The 16569-nt window shown below is 71.3% G+C and carries 17 protein-coding genes and 1 tRNA gene; 16 read left to right on the top strand and 2 right to left on the bottom strand.

Annotated elements, in window-relative coordinates; translation table 11 throughout:
* Window positions 1-4 precede the first annotated feature (4 nt).
* The 3 genes from rplU to obgE all read left to right on the top strand — a co-directional run bounded on the left by rplU (window position 5) and on the right by obgE (window position 2170).
* Window positions 5-325 carry a 50S ribosomal protein L21 gene (gene rplU, locus NQU54_RS00660; protein WP_069865868.1) on the top strand — a complete coding sequence of 107 codons (321 nt, stop codon included), beginning with the start codon at window positions 5-7 and terminating at the stop codon, window positions 323-325.
* 14 nt (window positions 326-339) lie between these two features.
* Window positions 340-597 carry a 50S ribosomal protein L27 gene (gene rpmA / locus NQU54_RS00655; protein WP_020871349.1) on the top strand — a complete coding sequence of 86 codons (258 nt, stop codon included), beginning with the start codon at window positions 340-342 and terminating at the stop codon, window positions 595-597.
* Window positions 598-736: 139 nt separating this feature from the next.
* Entirely contained in the window at window positions 737-2170 is a 1434-nt protein-coding gene (gene obgE, locus NQU54_RS00650; protein WP_257629249.1) for a GTPase ObgE, read from the top strand.
* A 175-nt stretch (window positions 2171-2345) separates the two neighbouring features.
* Here obgE and NQU54_RS00645 read toward each other — a convergent pair whose 3' ends face one another.
* On the bottom strand, window positions 2346-4457 hold the full coding sequence (locus NQU54_RS00645) for a CDP-glycerol glycerophosphotransferase family protein (protein WP_257629248.1): 2112 nt from the start codon (window positions 4455-4457) through the stop codon (window positions 2346-2348).
* A gap of 343 nt (window positions 4458-4800) precedes the next feature.
* On the opposite strand from NQU54_RS00645, the gene proB reads away from it, so the two are divergent.
* From proB to NQU54_RS00620, 5 genes are all read left to right on the top strand, one after another.
* Window positions 4801-5970: a glutamate 5-kinase gene (gene proB, locus NQU54_RS00640; RefSeq protein WP_257629340.1), complete on the top strand. Its 1170-nt coding sequence runs from the start codon at window positions 4801-4803 to the stop codon at window positions 5968-5970.
* A 254-nt stretch (window positions 5971-6224) separates the two neighbouring features.
* Window positions 6225-6686: a DUF8830 family protein gene (locus NQU54_RS00635; RefSeq protein ID WP_069865876.1), complete on the top strand. Its 462-nt coding sequence runs from the start codon at window positions 6225-6227 to the stop codon at window positions 6684-6686.
* Between the two features lie 91 nt (window positions 6687-6777).
* Entirely contained in the window at window positions 6778-8076 is a 1299-nt protein-coding gene (locus NQU54_RS00630; RefSeq protein ID WP_257629247.1) for a glutamate-5-semialdehyde dehydrogenase, read from the top strand.
* A gap of 106 nt (window positions 8077-8182) precedes the next feature.
* On the top strand, window positions 8183-8809 hold the full coding sequence (locus NQU54_RS00625) for an SCO2584 family spore wall biosynthesis protein (RefSeq protein WP_257629246.1): 627 nt from the start codon (window positions 8183-8185) through the stop codon (window positions 8807-8809).
* A 287-nt stretch (window positions 8810-9096) separates the two neighbouring features.
* Window positions 9097-10179 (top strand): SCO2583 family membrane protein, encoded by a 1083-nt coding sequence (locus NQU54_RS00620; protein WP_257629245.1) that lies wholly within the window; start codon window positions 9097-9099, stop codon window positions 10177-10179.
* An 87-nt stretch (window positions 10180-10266) separates the two neighbouring features.
* Here the strand turns inward: NQU54_RS00620 and NQU54_RS00615 are convergent, their stop codons facing one another.
* Window positions 10267-11496 carry a M48 family metallopeptidase gene (locus tag NQU54_RS00615; protein ID WP_257629244.1) on the bottom strand — a complete coding sequence of 410 codons (1230 nt, stop codon included), beginning with the start codon at window positions 11494-11496 and terminating at the stop codon, window positions 10267-10269.
* 105 nt (window positions 11497-11601) lie between these two features.
* Between NQU54_RS00615 and NQU54_RS00610 the strand changes: the two genes are divergently transcribed.
* From NQU54_RS00610 to NQU54_RS00575, 8 genes are all read left to right on the top strand, one after another.
* A complete protein-coding gene (locus tag NQU54_RS00610) occupies window positions 11602-11754 on the top strand; it encodes a hypothetical protein (protein WP_158525905.1) in 153 nt (50 codons plus the stop codon).
* 153 nt (window positions 11755-11907) lie between these two features.
* A complete protein-coding gene (locus tag NQU54_RS00605) occupies window positions 11908-12075 on the top strand; it encodes a hypothetical protein (protein ID WP_037945979.1) in 168 nt (55 codons plus the stop codon).
* A gap of 59 nt (window positions 12076-12134) precedes the next feature.
* Window positions 12135-12746 carry a nicotinate-nucleotide adenylyltransferase gene (gene nadD / locus NQU54_RS00600; protein ID WP_069865886.1) on the top strand — a complete coding sequence of 204 codons (612 nt, stop codon included), beginning with the start codon at window positions 12135-12137 and terminating at the stop codon, window positions 12744-12746.
* Between the two features lie 10 nt (window positions 12747-12756).
* Window positions 12757-14589: an LCP family protein gene (locus NQU54_RS00595; RefSeq protein ID WP_257629243.1), complete on the top strand. Its 1833-nt coding sequence runs from the start codon at window positions 12757-12759 to the stop codon at window positions 14587-14589.
* A gap of 155 nt (window positions 14590-14744) precedes the next feature.
* A complete protein-coding gene (gene rsfS, locus NQU54_RS00590) occupies window positions 14745-15185 on the top strand; it encodes a ribosome silencing factor (protein WP_069865890.1) in 441 nt (146 codons plus the stop codon).
* Window positions 15182-15835 (top strand): histidine phosphatase family protein, encoded by a 654-nt coding sequence (locus NQU54_RS00585; RefSeq protein ID WP_257629339.1) that lies wholly within the window; start codon window positions 15182-15184, stop codon window positions 15833-15835. Before rsfS ends, NQU54_RS00585 begins: the two co-directional genes overlap by 4 nt.
* Window positions 15836-15907: 72 nt before the next feature.
* Window positions 15908-15980: transfer RNA gene (locus tag NQU54_RS00580), tRNA-Ala, on the top strand.
* 198 nt (window positions 15981-16178) lie between these two features.
* Window positions 16179-16424 carry a hypothetical protein gene (locus NQU54_RS00575; RefSeq protein WP_257629242.1) on the top strand — a complete coding sequence of 82 codons (246 nt, stop codon included), beginning with the start codon at window positions 16179-16181 and terminating at the stop codon, window positions 16422-16424.
* Window positions 16425-16569: the final 145 nt, after the last annotated feature.

Below are 16569 nucleotides of genomic sequence, written 5' to 3'. Positions count from 1 at the left end.
CCGCGTGTACGCAATCGTGCGCACCGGCGGCCGCCAGCAGAAGGTGGCCGTGGGCGATGTCATCGAGGTCGACCGTCTGGCCGGCAACAAGGTCGGCGACACCGTCGAGCTCTCGACTCTGCTCGTTGTCGACGGCGATGCCGTCACCAGCGACCCGTGGGTGCTGGCCGGTGTGAAGGTTCACGCCGAGGTCGTCGATCACCACAAGGGTGACAAGATCGACATCCTGAAGTACAAGAACAAGACCGGTTACCGGAAGCGGATCGGCCACCGCCAGCTGCACACCGCGCTGAAGATCACCGGCATCGACCCGGCTGCGAAGTAAGGGACTGAGGAGACATGGCACACAAGAAGGGCGCATCGTCCACTCGGAACGGTCGCGACTCCAATGCCCAGCGGCTCGGCGTCAAGCGCTTCGGCGGCCAGGTCGTCAACGCGGGTGAGATCCTGGTCCGCCAGCGTGGTACGCACTTCCACCCGGGCACGGGTGTCGGCCGCGGCGGCGATGACACGCTGTTCGCGCTGGCCGCCGGTGCGGTGCAGTTCGGCACCAGCCGGGGCCGCAAGGTCGTGAACATCGTCCCGGTCGCCGAGTAATCAGCCCGGGCGTCGACGCACAGCTTTTCCGAGGGCGGACCGCTCTTCCCGTGACGGGAAGCGGGTCCGCCCTCGGCGTGTTACGAGCCTGAGGCACATCACCACACACCTAACCCGTACGTAACTGGAGGCACCCGTCATGACCACCTTCGTGGACCGCGTCGAACTGCATGTCGCCGCGGGTAACGGAGGCCACGGCTGCGCCTCCGTGCACCGCGAGAAGTTCAAGCCGCTCGGGGGGCCGGACGGCGGCAACGGCGGCCGTGGCGGCGATGTGATCCTGGTCGTGGACCAGTCCGTCACCACCCTGCTCGACTACCACCACAGCCCCCACCGCAAGGCCACCAACGGCAAGCCCGGCGAGGGCGGCAACCGCTCCGGCAAGGACGGCACCGACCTGGTCCTGCCGGTCCCGGACGGCACCGTCGTGCTCGACGAGCGGGGCAACGTCCTGGCCGATCTGATCGGACAGGGCACCACCTACATCGCCGCCCAGGGCGGCCGCGGCGGCCTCGGCAACGCCGCGCTCGCCTCGGCCCGCCGTAAGGCCCCTGGCTTCGCGCTGCTGGGCGAGCCCGGTCACTCCGGGGACGTCGTCCTCGAGCTCAAGACCGTCGCGGACGTGGCGCTCGTCGGTTACCCGAGCGCCGGCAAGTCGTCGCTGATCTCGGTGCTTTCGGCGGCCAAGCCGAAGATCGCCGACTATCCGTTCACCACGCTGGTGCCCAACCTCGGTGTGGTCACGGCCGGTTCGACCGTCTACACCATCGCGGACGTCCCCGGGCTGATCCCCGGCGCCAGCCAGGGCAAGGGCCTCGGCCTGGAGTTCCTGCGCCATGTCGAGCGCTGCTCGGTGCTGGTGCACGTACTGGACACCGCGGCCCTGGAGTCCGAGCGCGATCCGCTGACCGACCTCGATGTCATCGAGGCGGAGCTGGCCCAGTACGGCGGTCTGGACGACCGGCCGCGGGTCGTGGTGCTCAACAAGGTCGACATCCCCGACGGTCAGGACCTCGCCGATATCATCCGGCCCGATCTGGAGGCCCGCGGCTATCAGGTCCTCGAGGTCTCGGCGGTCGCCCATCTCGGCCTCAAGGAGCTGTCCTTCGCCCTGGCGAAGATCGTCGCGGACGCCCGGGAGGCCAAGCCCAAGGAGGAGGCGACCCGGATCGTCATCCGGCCGAAGGCCGTGGACGACGCGGGCTTCACGGTCGTCGCCGAGGAGGGCTTCTACCGTGTGCTGGGCGAGAAGCCCGAACGCTGGGTCCGCCAGACCGACTTCGCCAACGACGAGGCGGTCGGCTATCTCGCCGACCGCCTGGCCCGCCTCGGCGTCGAGGAGGAGCTGGTGAAGGCGGGCGCCCACGGGGGCGACGAGGTCGTCATCGGCCCCGAGGACGACGCGGTCGTCTTCGACTGGGAGCCGACCATCGCGACCGGCGCGGAGATGCTGGGCCGCCGCGGTGAGGACCACCGCTTCGACGAGCCCCGTCCGGCAGCGCAGCGGCGCCGCGACCGGGATGCCGAGCGGGACGAGGCGGAGCAGGAGTTCGACGCCTTCAAGCCGTTCTGAGGGATACGGCGGCCGCGGCGGGGCGCGCCCCCGGCCCCGAGGGCCGCTTCACGGGCCCTGAGCGGGCTTCTGGGCGCCGTCCGGCGGGTGCCACGAGGAAGGGCCCGGGGAATCCTCCCCGGGCCCTTCCTCGTGACCTGTGCTTGTCGGCGCCTCGGCCCGTTCTGCCGGTGTCTCAGACCGTCGCGGTCTCCTCCGGCTCCGGCGAGCCGGACTCCAGCTCCATCTCCTCCGCCGCGTCCCGGGCCTCGCGCTGCGTGGGGATCTCGTCGGACAGCCGGGTGGCCATCCGGGCCCGGCGCTCGTCGGCCTTGCGGCACAGGTCCTGCGCGGCCTGGTTGAAGCGGACCAGCGACGGCGGGTCGGACGGGCCGAGCAGATGCACCTTCAGCTCGGCGCGGGCGGCCGCGAGGGTGTCCTTCTCGGGGTCGCGGACCGCCTCCAGCAGTTCGGGCACGCCCTCGGCCTCCGGTGTGAGGATCGTGGCGGCGCGCACCGTCGGGAAGCCCGACCGGAACTCCTCCTCCGTCAGCCCGCTGGTGTTCGCCACCGCGTACGGCTTCTCGCTCGTCAGGTAGTCCGAGACCACGCTGGAGACATCGCTGATCAGCACGTCGGCCTGGTTGAAGCAGGTGAAGATCGCCGGACGCGGACCGGTGATGATCTGGTGCTCCCAGAGCGGCAGCGAGGCCCAGTAGGCGCTCTCCCAGGCGGTCGTGGCCGCGACGACGGCCGCCGCGCGGTCCCCGTCCGGGGCGCCCTGGAGCTTCATGCGCTCGATCTCGTCCGCGCTGGGGCGGAAGTGGGTGCTGGTGAGGCGGTTGAGCTCATCGGCGCACCGCGTCAGCTCGGCGGCGGCCTCCGGACCGGGGCGGTCGCCGGTGCGCTTGGTGTTCGCCTCGGCGATCATCGCCCTGATGCGGTCGTTGGCACGGCCCGCGCGCGGGTCCACCGAGCCGGTCATCGGGTGCGGCTTGTACAGCAGGCGTACCTTGGGGTCGGCGAGCAGCTCGCGGACGATGTTCTCACCGGCCAGGATCACCGAGGTGTTGCCGGGGTTCCCGTCCCAGCCCTCCCAGGTCGGCGCGTACAGCACGGTGGTGAAGTGCTCGTCACCGGCCCCGCCGAGGGCGCCGGTGGGCACGCCCGCGTAGGGGCGGATGGGGGCCAGCTGCGGCCGCCCGACCTCCACGACGTCCTTGTCCTCGACGCCGATGTCGGCGAGCTGGTAGCGCTCGCGCGCCGCCGGGCCCGCGACCCACACCTCGTCGTACGCCTTGGCGTACGGGTTGCAGCTGGAGAGCTTGTCGCTCTCGCCGTGGTTGATGAAGGCGTGCTTGATCGAGGGGATGCGCAGCACCTGCGAGGTCTTGCCGGAGTTCGCCGGGTGCAGCAGCACCTTGAGCGTGGAGTGCTCCATCCGCATCAGATGCGCGACCTTGGGGAGGCAGACGATCGGCACGTCCGTCGCCTCCAGCTTCTGCACCATGAACCGCTCACGGAGCAGGATGATCGGCTTGCCGTCGAGCGCGGCGAGCGTGGAGAGCCACATGTTCGCCTGGTACGCCGAGGAGTTGCCGCCGGAGAAGTACATGCCCACGGTCGGCTTGTAGTCGGCCAGCCAGGTGTCCAGCCACCGCAGGGCGGTGGCCTCGTTCGCCACCCGCTTGCGCGGCAGCATCCAGCTGGCGAGGTGGGCCGTGCCACCGATGCCGATCAGCAGCGAGATCGCCAGACCGGCACCGCCCCAGACCGCGTCCTTGGTGGCGGCGGTGATCAGCAGACCGGCGGTGACCGGCGCGGCCAGACGTAGCAGACGGCGCCCGTGCTGGCGGGCGAACAGCCGCGGCGGGGCATCGCTCAGGCGCAGTGCGGACGCGTCGATGTTGCGCGTGACGAACGGCAGCTGCCGGCTCCGGCGGACGAGTATGGCCGCCGCCTGGCACGCGAAGTGCACCAGATAGAACAGCAGCAGCCCCACGGTCAGGGGCGCCTGCTCATGCAGGGGATTGATGCCCTCGATGCGGAGCAGCCCGACCATGATGAGCATGTCGCGGAACAGCTGGCGCACCGTGACGTCGAGGCGGATCTTGCCCAGCAGCGACAGCAGACCGGGCTGCTTGTGCTGAAGGAAGAGATCGAGCGCGAGACCGCACGCCGAGGCGGCGATGAAAAGCGGTACGTTCGGAAGCACGGCGCCGACGAGCTGTGTGGCGAAGAACACGAGCATCGCGAGCAGCGCCGTCAGCTGTACGACCCGACGTGGGGCGATTCCGGCAGAGGGCACGGGGTGGGCTCCTGGCAGGAGGGCAACGGACTGATGGGGGGACCCCTGACCGTATGCCGCCGCCCTGCCCGGTGACAATCCGCGCCGGTGCCAACCGGTCGCAATCGGTGTCAAAGGTCCCCCGGAGGATGCCCGCGGGGCGCTCATGGCGGTGTGTGAGGCGGTGTGCGCGGGCGGTGTCCGGAGGCTGAAATGCCGAGGCGGGCCGGGGCTCGCCTGTCGTAGATTGCCCACTTGTCATGATGAGTGTGTAGGGCATGCGTTTCTTCGGGGCGTGTGGCGAGCCGGGGACGAGCGAGGGAGCGGCGTGGCGGAGCAGGACGGGTCGGCGGTACGGGACGAGGTGGCCGCCGCCCGCAGGATCGTGGTCAAGGTCGGCTCGTCCTCCCTCACCACCGCGGCGGGGGGTCTGGACGCGGACCGCGTGGACGCGCTGGTCGACGTGGTCGCCAAGGTGCTCGACGGCGACGGTAAGGGCGACGTCGGCAGGGACGGCGACGGTAAGGGCGGCGCGAACGGCAGGGGCGGCGCGGGCGGCAAGGAGATGGTCCTGGTCTCCTCCGGCGCCATCGCCGCCGGTCTGGCCCCGCTGGGCCTGGACCGGCGCCCCCGCGACCTCGCCCGCCAGCAGGCGGCCGCGAGCGTCGGACAGGGGCTCCTGGTGGCCCGCTACACCGCCTCCTTCGCGCGCTACGGGCGCCGGGTCGGCCAGGTGCTCCTCACCACGGACGACACCAGCCGCCGCGCCCACTACCGCAACGCCACCCGCACCCTGGACCAGCTGCTGGCCATGGGCGCGCTGCCGATCGTCAACGAGAACGACACGGTGGCCACGGACGAGATCCGGTTCGGCGACAACGACCGGCTCGCCGCCCTGGTCGCCCATCTCGTACGGGCGGATCTGCTGGTGCTGCTCTCCGATGTGGAGGGCCTGTACGACGGGGACCCCAGGACCCCCGGCACCTCCCGGATCGACGAGGTCCGGGGCCCGCGGGACCTGGACGGCGTCTCCATCGGCAGCGCGGGCCGCTCCGGGGTGGGCACGGGTGGCATGGTCACCAAGGTCGAGGCGGCCCGGATCGCCACCGCGGCCGGCGTCCCGGTGGTGCTCACCTCGGCCAGCCGGGCCGGTGACGCGCTGCTCGGCCGCCCTACGGGCACGTACTTCCACCGCACCGGCCGCCGCTCGGCCAACCGGCTGCTGTGGCTCGCCCACGCCTCCGCGCCGCGCGGCGCCCTCACCCTGGACGACGGCGCCGTACGGGCCGTCGTGGAGCGCCGGACCTCGCTGCTGCCGGCCGGGATCGCGGCCGTGGAGGGGGAATTCACCGCCGGTGACCCGGTCGAGCTGAGGGACACCGGGGGCCGCCCCGTGGCCCGTGGCCTGGTGAACTTCGACGCCAAGGAGATCCCCCAGCTGATCGGCCGCTCGACCAGGGACCTGGCCCGGGAGCTCGGCCCCGCTTACGAGCGCGAGGTGGTCCACCGCGACGACCTCGTCGTCCTGGACTGAGCCGGCGGGCGGCGCAGGCGTCCTGAGGGCGAACCGGGCCCCGCCGGGCCCCGGAAATAAGCAGCCTCCGAAAAACCTCAAAAGCGCCCCGCGGGCGGGCGAGGGCTGGTCAACTTTGTTCAACGGGGTCGCGCGGGGCAGCGCGTCCGCTGTGGGAGACGCGGCGGAGACGGAGCGGAATGCCGCGACCACCGCACCGTCACGAGATGCTCCGCCCGCGCGTGAGCGGAGCAGCGAGTTACAGGAGGCCGCCGGTGAGACGAGGGCGCCCGGGGGCGTCGCCCAGAGGGGCGGCGGAGCGCACGCTGACCAGTGTCGGAACGGGCGAGGCCGGGCCCGGCGACGCCGTGGCGCACGACGCCGCGCGCGCCGAGGCGTCCCGGCTGTGGCACATCACCCTCAGCGTCTCGGGGAGCGAGGCGCCGCTGCGGGAGGTCCGCAGGGCCCTGGAGCAGCTGGCCCATGACCATCCCTTTCTGCTGACCAGCCGCTATGCCACCGATCACGCCGAGATCCGCTACTGGGAGGAGGCCCGCGATCTGCATGACGCCGCGGCGGTCGCGCTGCGGCTGTGGGGCGAGCACCGGGCCTCGGCCAAGCTGCCGCCCTGGGAGATCGTGGGGCTCGAGGTCATCGACCGTGATACGTATCACCAGCGGGTCGCGGAGGGGTACGGTCCGCCTCCGGCGTCCCCGGTGGGCGTACATCCGTTCTGAGGACGGATGTGCGGCACCGGGATATGAGAACACCATCTCGAAGTGCGGAATACCGCATGGCCCCCGCCCCTGGGCTCAGTAGGCTTCCTGCATGACCAGCGCACCCACGTCGCCGCTCACCGACCCCTGGCCGAAGTCCCCGGTCCTCCAGGCCGCCTACCGGTCCCGGGCCGCGGCCGCCGATCTCGCGCCGCTGCCGCGCGCCGTCAAGGACGACGCGCTGCTCGCGATGGCGGACGCGCTGGAGGTGCGCACCAAGGAGATCGTCGAGGCCAACGCCGCCGATGTGGAGCGGGCCCGCGAGGCAGGCACCAGCGACGCCATCGTGGACCGGCTCACGCTCACCCCCGAGCGGGTGCGGGCCATCGCCTCCGATGTCCGTGATGTGGTCGCGCTGCCCGACCCGGTCGGCGAGGTGGTGCGCGGCTCCACGCTGCCCAACGGGATCGACCTGCGCCAGGTGCGCGTGCCGCTCGGTGTCGTCGGGATCATCTACGAGGCCCGGCCGAATGTGACGGTGGACGCCGCGGCGCTCTGCCTGAAGTCGGGCAACGCGGTGCTGCTGCGCGGCTCCTCCTCGGCGTCCCACTCCAACGCCGCGCTGGTGAAGGTCCTGCGCGACGCCGTCGGCGGGGCGGGACTGCCCGCGGACGCCGTGCAGTTGGTGCCCGGCGAGAGCCGGGAGTCGGTGCGCGAGCTGATGCGCGCCCGCGGCCTGGTGGACGTGCTGATCCCGCGCGGTGGCGCGTCCCTCATCCGTACGGTGGTCGAGGAGTCCACGGTCCCGGTCATCGAGACCGGCACCGGCAACTGCCATGTGTACGTGGACGCCGACGCCGACCTCGACATGGCGGTCGAGATCCTGGTGAACTCCAAGGCCCAGCGGCCGAGCGTGTGCAACGCGGCGGAGACGCTGCTGGTGCACCAGGACATCGCCCCCGTGTTCCTGCCCCGCGCCCTGGAGGCGCTGGCCGAGGCCGGGGTCACCGTCCACGCGGACGAGCGCGTCATGGCCCTCGCGGAGGGCTCCAAGGCCACGGTGGTCCCGGCGGCGGTCGAGGACTGGGAGACCGAGTACCTCTCGTACGACGTCGCCGCGGGCGTCGTGGACTCCCTGGAGGCCGCGGTGGGCCACATCCGGCTGTGGTCCTCCGGGCACACCGAGGCCATCGTCACCTCCTCCCAGCAGGCCGCCCGGCGCTTCACCCAGCTGGTGGACTCCACCACGGTCGCCGTGAACGCCTCCACGCGGTTCACCGACGGCGGGCAGTTCGGCTTCGGCGCCGAGATCGGCATCTCCACCCAGAAGCTGCACGCCCGGGGGCCCATGGCCCTGCCCGAGCTGACCTCGACGAAGTACATCGTCACCGGGGACGGCCACATTCGCTGACTCACCCGTTCGGGGGATGCCCGATTCCTGGCGACGCTGGGGTGGATCTTCCCCCGAATACCATTTCACCCTGCCCAAATTGACCCGTCCGGTCTACTCTGAATGGGTGCCGGACGACGTGGGGGGCAAGCCGTTCCCGGACGGCGACGAGCCCGACGACCGCAGCCACGGCGAGACGAACGACGAGTTCGCCGCCGTGGTCTTCGACGAGGACTTCGTACGGGCGGCCCCGATCCATGAGCCCACCGCCATCGAGCGGATGCTGGCCGCCGCGGAGGCCCGTGCCGAGGCCGAGGCGTCCCGCCGCCGCAGGTCCGGCGTCCCGCCCGAGGACGAGCTCTTCGACGACGGCTACGGCCAGGAGGCCGAGTTCTACGGCGCGGACGACCCCGACGGGCGCTTCGGCCCCGGGCGGGACGTGGACGACGCCTACGGCCCCTATGGGCGCTACGGCAGCGCGGGGCGCCCTTACCGCGGCCACGCCCGCTGGCACCGCCCGGTGGCCTGGCTGCTGGCCGTCCTGATGGGCATCGGAGTGGTCGCCCTGGCCTTCACCGCGGTCTACCGGGGCGCTTCGGGCAACCGCCAGGACCCCGCTCCACCGCCCGCCACCAGCGGCGTCGACGGATCGCCCGCGGGGCAGCCGCGGCTGGAGCCGTCGGGGTCGGAGTCGGCCCCGGAGCCCACCGGTTCCAAGGGGTCGCCCGCCTCCGCCGTACCGCCTTCGCGGTGACGTCCTCGCATATCGCTGTGTATTGCTGCATATCGCTCAGCGGATCGGCGGAAGCCGGCCGCTGTTCGCGGGGCGCCCTGAAGGGGCGCGGGGCCGTGTCGATGTGCGGCTCCGCCGCGTGGGCGCGGCCGGCCACGGCGGAGCCGTGGACGATCGAGGGCATCTCAACGCACGTCGGCGGAGTGCTTAGCACGTCGCGGCGTATGGGGCGTTTCCTCCCCACCCGCCTCCCAAGTTGTGGAGTACCACCGCGTTTACCGTCGCCCCCCGCGACCTACTCTTGAGATATGGCCGGGCGTGGAGACCCTCCCGAGGGGACACCCGAGGGCGTCCCGGGAGGTGGTGAGGACGAGTACCGCTCCGTCGTATTCGACGAGTCGTTCGTCCGTGCTGCCCGGCTCCAGGAGTTCTCCGCCCAGGAGCGCATGGGCGAACACGCGCGGGCCGTGCGCAGCCGGCACGCCTGGGCCAGGGCCGGGGCGTCGCGCCAGGCCGTGGCGCTCGTCCTGCTGATCGCCATCGCCTTCGCCGCGGCCGTCTACATGGGGGTGCGCCACCCGTACCAGACGCCGCAGCCGCAGACCGTCGAGCCGCTGCACAGCAGCGTGGTGCCGCTCGCGCCGCGCGGTGAGGTGCCCGGAGGGCCGCCGGACCTGCTGTTCCGCCACAGCCCGGCCGCCGAGTTCCGCACCGGCGCCGAAGGGGTCACCGTGCCCGGCGCCCGGCGCACCCAGAGCTTCTCCGAGAGCCAGGTGATGACGGCGCTCACCACAGCCAAGGAGTACCTGGTCAAGTCCGCCATCGACCCGGGTGTGCTCACCGGCGGCCCGGTGCAGGCCGTAAGGCTGCTGCTGGACCCCGCCCAGCAGACCCAGTTCGACCAGAGCTTCGAACACCCGGTCGACGACGGACGGCATGCGGCCACCGGCTGGCTGACCCGCTTCAACCCGGCCGAGGTGAGCATGGTGGACACTCCGGTGCGGGTCCGCGGCACCCTTACGGTCGTCGAGCGGAGCCCGGCCACCCTGGAGGTCGCCGCCGACCACGTCTTCGTCTACGCGCTCCAGCGGGCCCATGAGCGCGGACCGGACCACGCCTCGCTGTTCACCGTGCGCCGTGAGACGCGGTTCCGCTTCGACCGGGACGATCTGCGCGACCACCATGTGGAGCTGGTGCAGAGCACCGTACTGGCGGGCCCGCAGGCATGCGCCGCGAACGCCTCCGGCTATCTGCGGCCGATGCTCGCCGGGCAGAGCGCCAAGGGCGACGCCCCCACGGGCACCGACCCGTACACCACGGGCCGCACCACGGTCTCGCTGTGCGGCGTCATGGCCCCCGGAACCCAGCCCGCCCTCGACGGGCAGTCCTGAGGGCCTGCGGGGGCCTGAGCCCCCCGGTTGGCCCTGAGAGCCTCCGCGGGGCCGTGAGGGCCCTCCTCGGGGCCGCCTCAGCCGGTCTCAGACCTTCGGCGGGGTGTCCCCGGGCCCGTCGTTCCCCGGCCGCTCCTCCGGCCCGTCGTCCCCGGGCCGCCGGTCCTGAGCCCCACCCCGGGGCTCCTCCTGGGGCCCGTCCTGGGGCTCCTCCCGGGGCGGGGTGCCCTCCTCGGAGGCCGTCTCGCCGTGCCTGGCCCCGCCGCCGCCGGTGAACCGGTCGCGCAGCTTGCTGCCCAGGTCCCCGGCGCCGCCCGCCACGTCCCTGACGAAGGCGAACAGCGGATCCTTGCTGCTGCGGACCGACTCCGCGTAGTGGTTCGCGGACTCCCGGATCGAGTCGCTGACCGAGGTGTCCTTGTCCTCGTCGCGGCGCGGGTAGTGGCCGTCCATGAGCCGCTGGTAGTCGCGGGTCGCGGCCCACTTCTTGAGCTCGGCGGCGCGCACGGTGGTGAACGGATGGCTGCGCGGCAGCATGTTCATGATCTTGAGGACGGAGTCCCGCAGATCGCCGCTCGACTCGTACTCCTCCGCCTGCTCCAGGAAGGCGTCCACGTTCATCTCATGGAGGTGATGGCCGCCCGCGAGCTTCATCAGCCCACGCATCGAGGCCCGCAGATCCTGCCCGACCAGCAGCCCCGCCCGGTCCGCCGACAGCTCCGACTTGCGGAACCACTCCCGCAGCGCCGTCACCAGCGCCAGCACCGCCACATTGCCGAGGGGGATCCAGGCGACCTTCAGCGCGAGGTTGGTGAGGAACAGCAGTATCGTCCGGTAGACCGCGTGGCCCGACAGGGCGTGGCCCACCTCATGGCCGATGACCGCCCGCATCTCCTCCTCGTCGAGCAGCTCGACCAGACCGGTGGAGATCACGATGATCGGCGCGTCCATGCCGATGCACATCGCGGTGGGCTGTGGGTTCTGGGTGACGTACATCGCCGGGACCCGCTCCAGGTCCAGGATGTAGCAGGCGTCCCGCAGCATGTCGTTGAGATGGGCGAACTGCCGCTCACCGACCCGCACCGAGTCGGACAGGTAGAGCAGCCGCAGACTCCGCTCGGGCAGCAGACCGCTCATCGCCTTGAAGACCGTGTCGAAGCCGGTCAGCTTGCGCAGCGCGACCAGCGCGGAGCGGTCCGCCGGGTGTTCGTACGCCCGTGAGGAGATCCCGGGGAACCGCCGCCGGGCCCGGTCGGGCACATGCTCCCGGGCGTCTCCCGCCCCGTTTCCGCCGCCGGTCTCATGAGTGTCGCTCATCTGGCCCCCTCGTGGATCGCCCGCTCGACGGGGGCCGCCCGGTCCGCGCCCTCGTCCGGCGGACCCCAGCCTAGGCCCTGGAGGTCCGGGGGTTAGCGTGGAGACATGCCCGATATGACTGGCCTCACCGAAACCCTCGCCGCCACCTCCCACAGCAACGACGGCCCGGGAGCGCTGCTGCGCACCGTCATCGTGGTCGGCGTCGTGGGCGCCGGCCTGCTCGCCTGGTTCCTGCTGCGCGGATACAAGCAGGACTGATACAAGCAGGACTGATACGGGCGGCGCCGGTACGGACAGGGCCGGTACGGACAGGACTGATGCGAGGCAGGACGGACATCAGGACCGAAAACCGCCTCGCATACGATGTGGCCGACGTGTTGTGACGCCTAGACCCGGATAGGTACTGCCGCGATGACCGCTTTCAGCACCGCACATGCCGCCCTGACCACGCTCGCGTCCGAGGGCGGTGAGCACACCGACACCCACCCGAGCATCAGCCCCTTCATGACCGGCGGTGCGGCCCTGGTGATCCTCTTCCTGCTGCTGTGGATCACCACGCGCTTCAACCGGGACCGCTGAGCCGGGCCATAGCCCCTATGGGCCCCGGCTCCGGGCCGGGCCCAGTAGGGTCTGCACGCATGGAAGAGCAGAAAGGGGCCGGCAAGCGGCGGCTGGGTGTGATGGGCGGGACGTTCGACCCGATCCACCATGGTCACCTGGTCGCGGCGAGCGAGGTGGCCTCGCAGTTCCACCTCGACGAGGTGGTATTCGTGCCGACCGGTCAGCCCTGGCAGAAGAGCCACAAGAAGGTCTCACCGGCCGAGGACCGCTATCTGATGACGGTCATCGCGACCGCCTCGAATCCGCAATTCTCGGTCAGCCGCATCGACATCGACCGCGGCGGGCCCACCTACACCACCGATACGCTCCGGGAACTGCGCGGGCTCAACAGTGACGCGGATCTCTTCTTCATCACCGGGGCCGACGCACTCGCCCAGATCCTCACCTGGCGCGACGCCGAAGAGCTCTTCTCCCTGGCCCACTTCATCGGGGTGACCAGACCCGGGCACATACTGGCCGACCCGGGGCTGCCGGAGGGCGGGGTGTCGCTGGTGGAGGTTCCGGCACTGGCGATCTCGTCATCGGACTGCCGGGCGCGGGTCGCTCATGGCGACCCCGTCTGGTACCTGGTGCCGGACGGCGTGGTGCGCTACATCGACAAGCGCGAGCTGTACCGGCACGACTGCTGAAGGGGTACCGGTGAACGACCGGCAGGATCCTTACGACCCGTACGCACAGGACCCGTATGGCCAGGAGCCGCAGATCTACGGCTATGACGCCTATGGGCGTCCCGTGTACCAGCCGGAGGCGGCACAGCAGCAGGGATACGACCCGTACGCGCAGCAGCAGGCGCAGCAGTACGGGCAGCAACAAGAGCACGACGGGTACGGCTACGACCCCTACACCCAGCCGCAGCATCACCAGCACCAGCAGCCCCAACAGCAACACCCTCAGCAGCACCACCAGACGCAGAGCTACGACCCGTACGCCCAGCAACAGCAACAGCACCAAGCCCAGCAACAGGCTCAACAGCACCACCAGTACCAACAGCAGCCACAGGGCTATGGCTACGACTACCCGCCGGCCGCCGCCCCGACCGTCCCCCCGCAGCGCGAGCCGCAACGTGAGCCGCGGCACGAGCCCAACCCCTACGAGGAGCTGAGCCCGGAGCAGCTGCGCGGCGGCTCCGAGACGGCTCAGGCCGAGGAGCCCCGGTCCACCGGGCCCCGGTCCGCGCAGCCGAGGCGGCCCGGGGGCGCCGACCAGGAGGAGTACCACACCGAGCAGTTCTCCTTCGTCGAGGAGGAGGACGCCGAGTCCGACGACGTCATCGACTGGCTGAAGTTCGCCGAGACCCGCTCCGAGCGCCGTGATGAACGCCGCCGTAAGGGTCGCAACCGAGTCGTCGCGCTGGTCGTGGTCCTGGTCCTCGCCGCGGCGGGCGGTGTCGGTTACCTCTGGTACGCGGGCAAGCTCCCGGGGCTGTCCGGCGGCGCCGACGACCAGGCGGCCGCGAGCGGTCCGCAGAAGCGCGATGTGATCGTCGTCCATCTGCGCGAGACCAAGGGCGGCCGCACCTCCACGGCCCTGCTGGTGGACAACGAGACCACCAAGAAGGGCACCACTGTCCTGCTGCCGAACGCGCTGGCCGTCGCCAACGAGGACGGCGCCTCCACCACGCTCGGCAAGTCGGTGACCGACGAGGGCTCCGACTCCACCCGGGACTCCCTGGGCACCCTGCTGGGTTCGAAGATCCAGGGCACCTGGCGGCTGGACACCCCGTATCTGGAGAACCTCGTCGAGCTGGTCGGCGGGATCGGCCTCGACACCGACACGACCGTCCCCAGCCCCAAGAAGGGTGAGGACCCCCTGGTCAAGCAGGGCAAGGACCAGATCCTGAGCGGTCAGGCGGCCGTGGCGTACGCCACGTACCGCGCGCCCGGTGAGGCCCAGACCAAACAGCTCGCGCGGTTCGGGCAGGTCATGCAGGCGACGCTGAAGAAGGTCTCCAGCGATGCGAAGGGCGCCACCAGCACCGTGGAGTCGCTGGCCCAGATCCCCGACCCGTCGCTGTCCGAGCAGCAGCTCGGCGCGTCGCTGGCGAGGCTGGCCGGGCAGGCCAAGAGCGGGGCGTACGACACCGCGATGCTGCCGGTCCAGCCGGACGGGACGCTCAGCAACCAGGCGACCGACCATGTGGTCAAGGACATCCTGGGCGGCACGGTCAAGAACACCGACAAGAACACCGCGCCTCGGGTCAGTGTGACCAACGCCGGAGGTCCCGAGGACGCGTCGAGCGACGCGCGGGTCGCCCTGGTCAACGGCGGCTTCACGGTCGTGGCGGCCAATGAGGGCGGCGGTACGCCGCAGTCGGCCTCGCGGGTGACCTACGCGGACGCCGCCCAGGCGGGCCAGGCCAAGGAGGTCGCCAAGACGCTCGGGCTGCCCGGGACAGCGGTGCGGAAGGCCAAGGGCGCGGCCAACGCGGACATCACCGTCCTCCTCGGCCCGGACTACGACGCCACGGGCTGAGCCTCCTGGGTGCCCCGGGCGTTCCCCCGGGGTACTCCCGGCGTTCCCCTCGGGCACGCCGGGTGGCCGCTCCTCGGCCGCCCGGCGTGACAGTGGGCCGTGAGACCCTGGGGGGAGCCAGACCTTCGAGGTACCACCGACCGAAAGCCTTGCCTGTGACCGCCACGGACCGCTCCCTCGAGCTCATCAACGCCGCCGCCCAGGCGGCCGCCGACAAGCTCGCGCACGACATCATCGCGTACGACGTCAGCGATGTGCTCTCCATCACCGACGCCTTCCTGCTGGCCTCGGCGCCCAACGACCGCCAGGTCAAGTCGATCGTCGACGAGATCGAGGAGCGGCTGAACAAGGACCTGGACGCCAAGCCGGTGCGTCGCGAGGGCGACCGCGAGGCCCGCTGGGTGCTGCTGGACTACGTGGACATCGTGGTGCACGTCCAGCACAGCGAGGAGCGGGTGTTCTACGCGCTGGAGCGGCTCTGGAAGGACTGCCCGCAGCTGGAGCTCCCGGCCGACGCCGAGGCCACCCGCGGCAAGGGGGCGGAGTACGCGCAGGCGCAGGCCGCGGACGGCGGCTCGGGCGGTGAGCTGAGCTGAACGGCGCGTATGGGGGCCGCGGCCGCCGCATCGTCCTGTGGCGCCACGGCCAGACGGCCTGGAACATAGAGCGGCGTTTCCAGGGCTCCCTGGACATAGAGCTCACGGACACCGGTGGCGCGCAGGCGCGCCGCGCGGCCCGGCTGCTGGCCGCCCTGAAGCCGGACGCGATCATCGCCTCCGACTTGAAGCGGGCGGCGGCCACGGCCGCCGAGCTGTCCGCCGTCACGGGGCTGTCCATCTCGCATGACGCGGGGCTGCGCGAGACCTACGCGGGCGCGTGGCAGGGGCTGGTCCACGAGGAGATCATCGAGCGCTACGGCGAGCAGTACGCGGCGTGGAAGCGCGGGGAGCCGGTCCGGCGCGGCGGCGGTGAGCTGGAGACCGAGGTCGCCGACCGGGCGGCCCCGGTGGTGCTGGAGAGCGCCGACAAGCTGCCGGACGACGGCACGCTCGTGGTGGTCAGCCACGGCGGCACGATCCGCACCACCATCGGCCGGCTGCTCGGCCTGGAGCCCAGGACCTGGGAGGCGCTGGGCGGCCTGTCCAACTGCTGCTGGTCCGTGCTGGGCGAGGGCGCGCGGGGCTGGCGGCTGCTGGAGCACAACGCCGGATCGCTGCCCGAGCCGGTGCTCGGCGACGACGACTGAGCGGATTTCCTTTCCCGGCAGGTCACCGGCTATGCTCCTTCTCGTTCGAAGCGCTTCGGCGCAGAGAACAGCGGGGCTATAGCTCAGTTGGTAGAGCGCCTGCATGGCATGCAGGAGGTCAGGAGTTCAATTCTCCTTAGCTCCACAGATTCACGATCCCGTCTCCCTCACCGGGAGGCGGGATCGCCGCTTTCAGCGCCGCTTTCGGGCCCGCTTCCGAAGGATCCCTCCGCGGCCGCGGCCCTTTCCGCCAGCATCACGGAGAGCGGCTTGGCGTGTATCGAGCAGCCGATCAGCGGGTCATGGAGGGCTGTCGTTCGTCTACAGTCCCCTGCTCACGCGGATGTTGGCGACCGTAAGGCAGCGGGACGCGGCGGACGCCGGCGGAGTTCTGGTGACAGCGGCTCAACTCGGCCTGCTCATCGGTGTCGCGGTCTTCGGGGCGGTGTTCCTGGGCGCCGTGGACGGTACCGGGCCCAGTGCGGATGGCTCCGCGGACGCCCTGTGGGTGACCTGCGTCGCCTTGGCCGGGGCCGCGCTGCGCGGAGCACTGATGAGTCTGTCGAGACGAGTGGGGAATCTCCGCTGACCTGCGCGTCGTCCCGTGGCAGAATCGGACAGCCGGAGGGGGATGGGGCCGACACGTCCGATGGGGAGGGCAGGTGGGATGCGGACCAGCATCCTCGATGCGATCGAGGACCCGTCCCGCGGGGAACTACCGGGCATCGTGTGCC

This window comes from Streptomyces malaysiensis subsp. samsunensis (assembly GCF_024519315.1).
In the GTDB taxonomy this organism is placed as follows: domain Bacteria; phylum Actinomycetota; class Actinomycetes; order Streptomycetales; family Streptomycetaceae; genus Streptomyces; species Streptomyces malaysiensis.
The sequence above is the reverse complement of the archived record's forward strand: the minus strand, read 5'-3'. Positions and strand labels throughout refer to the sequence as shown.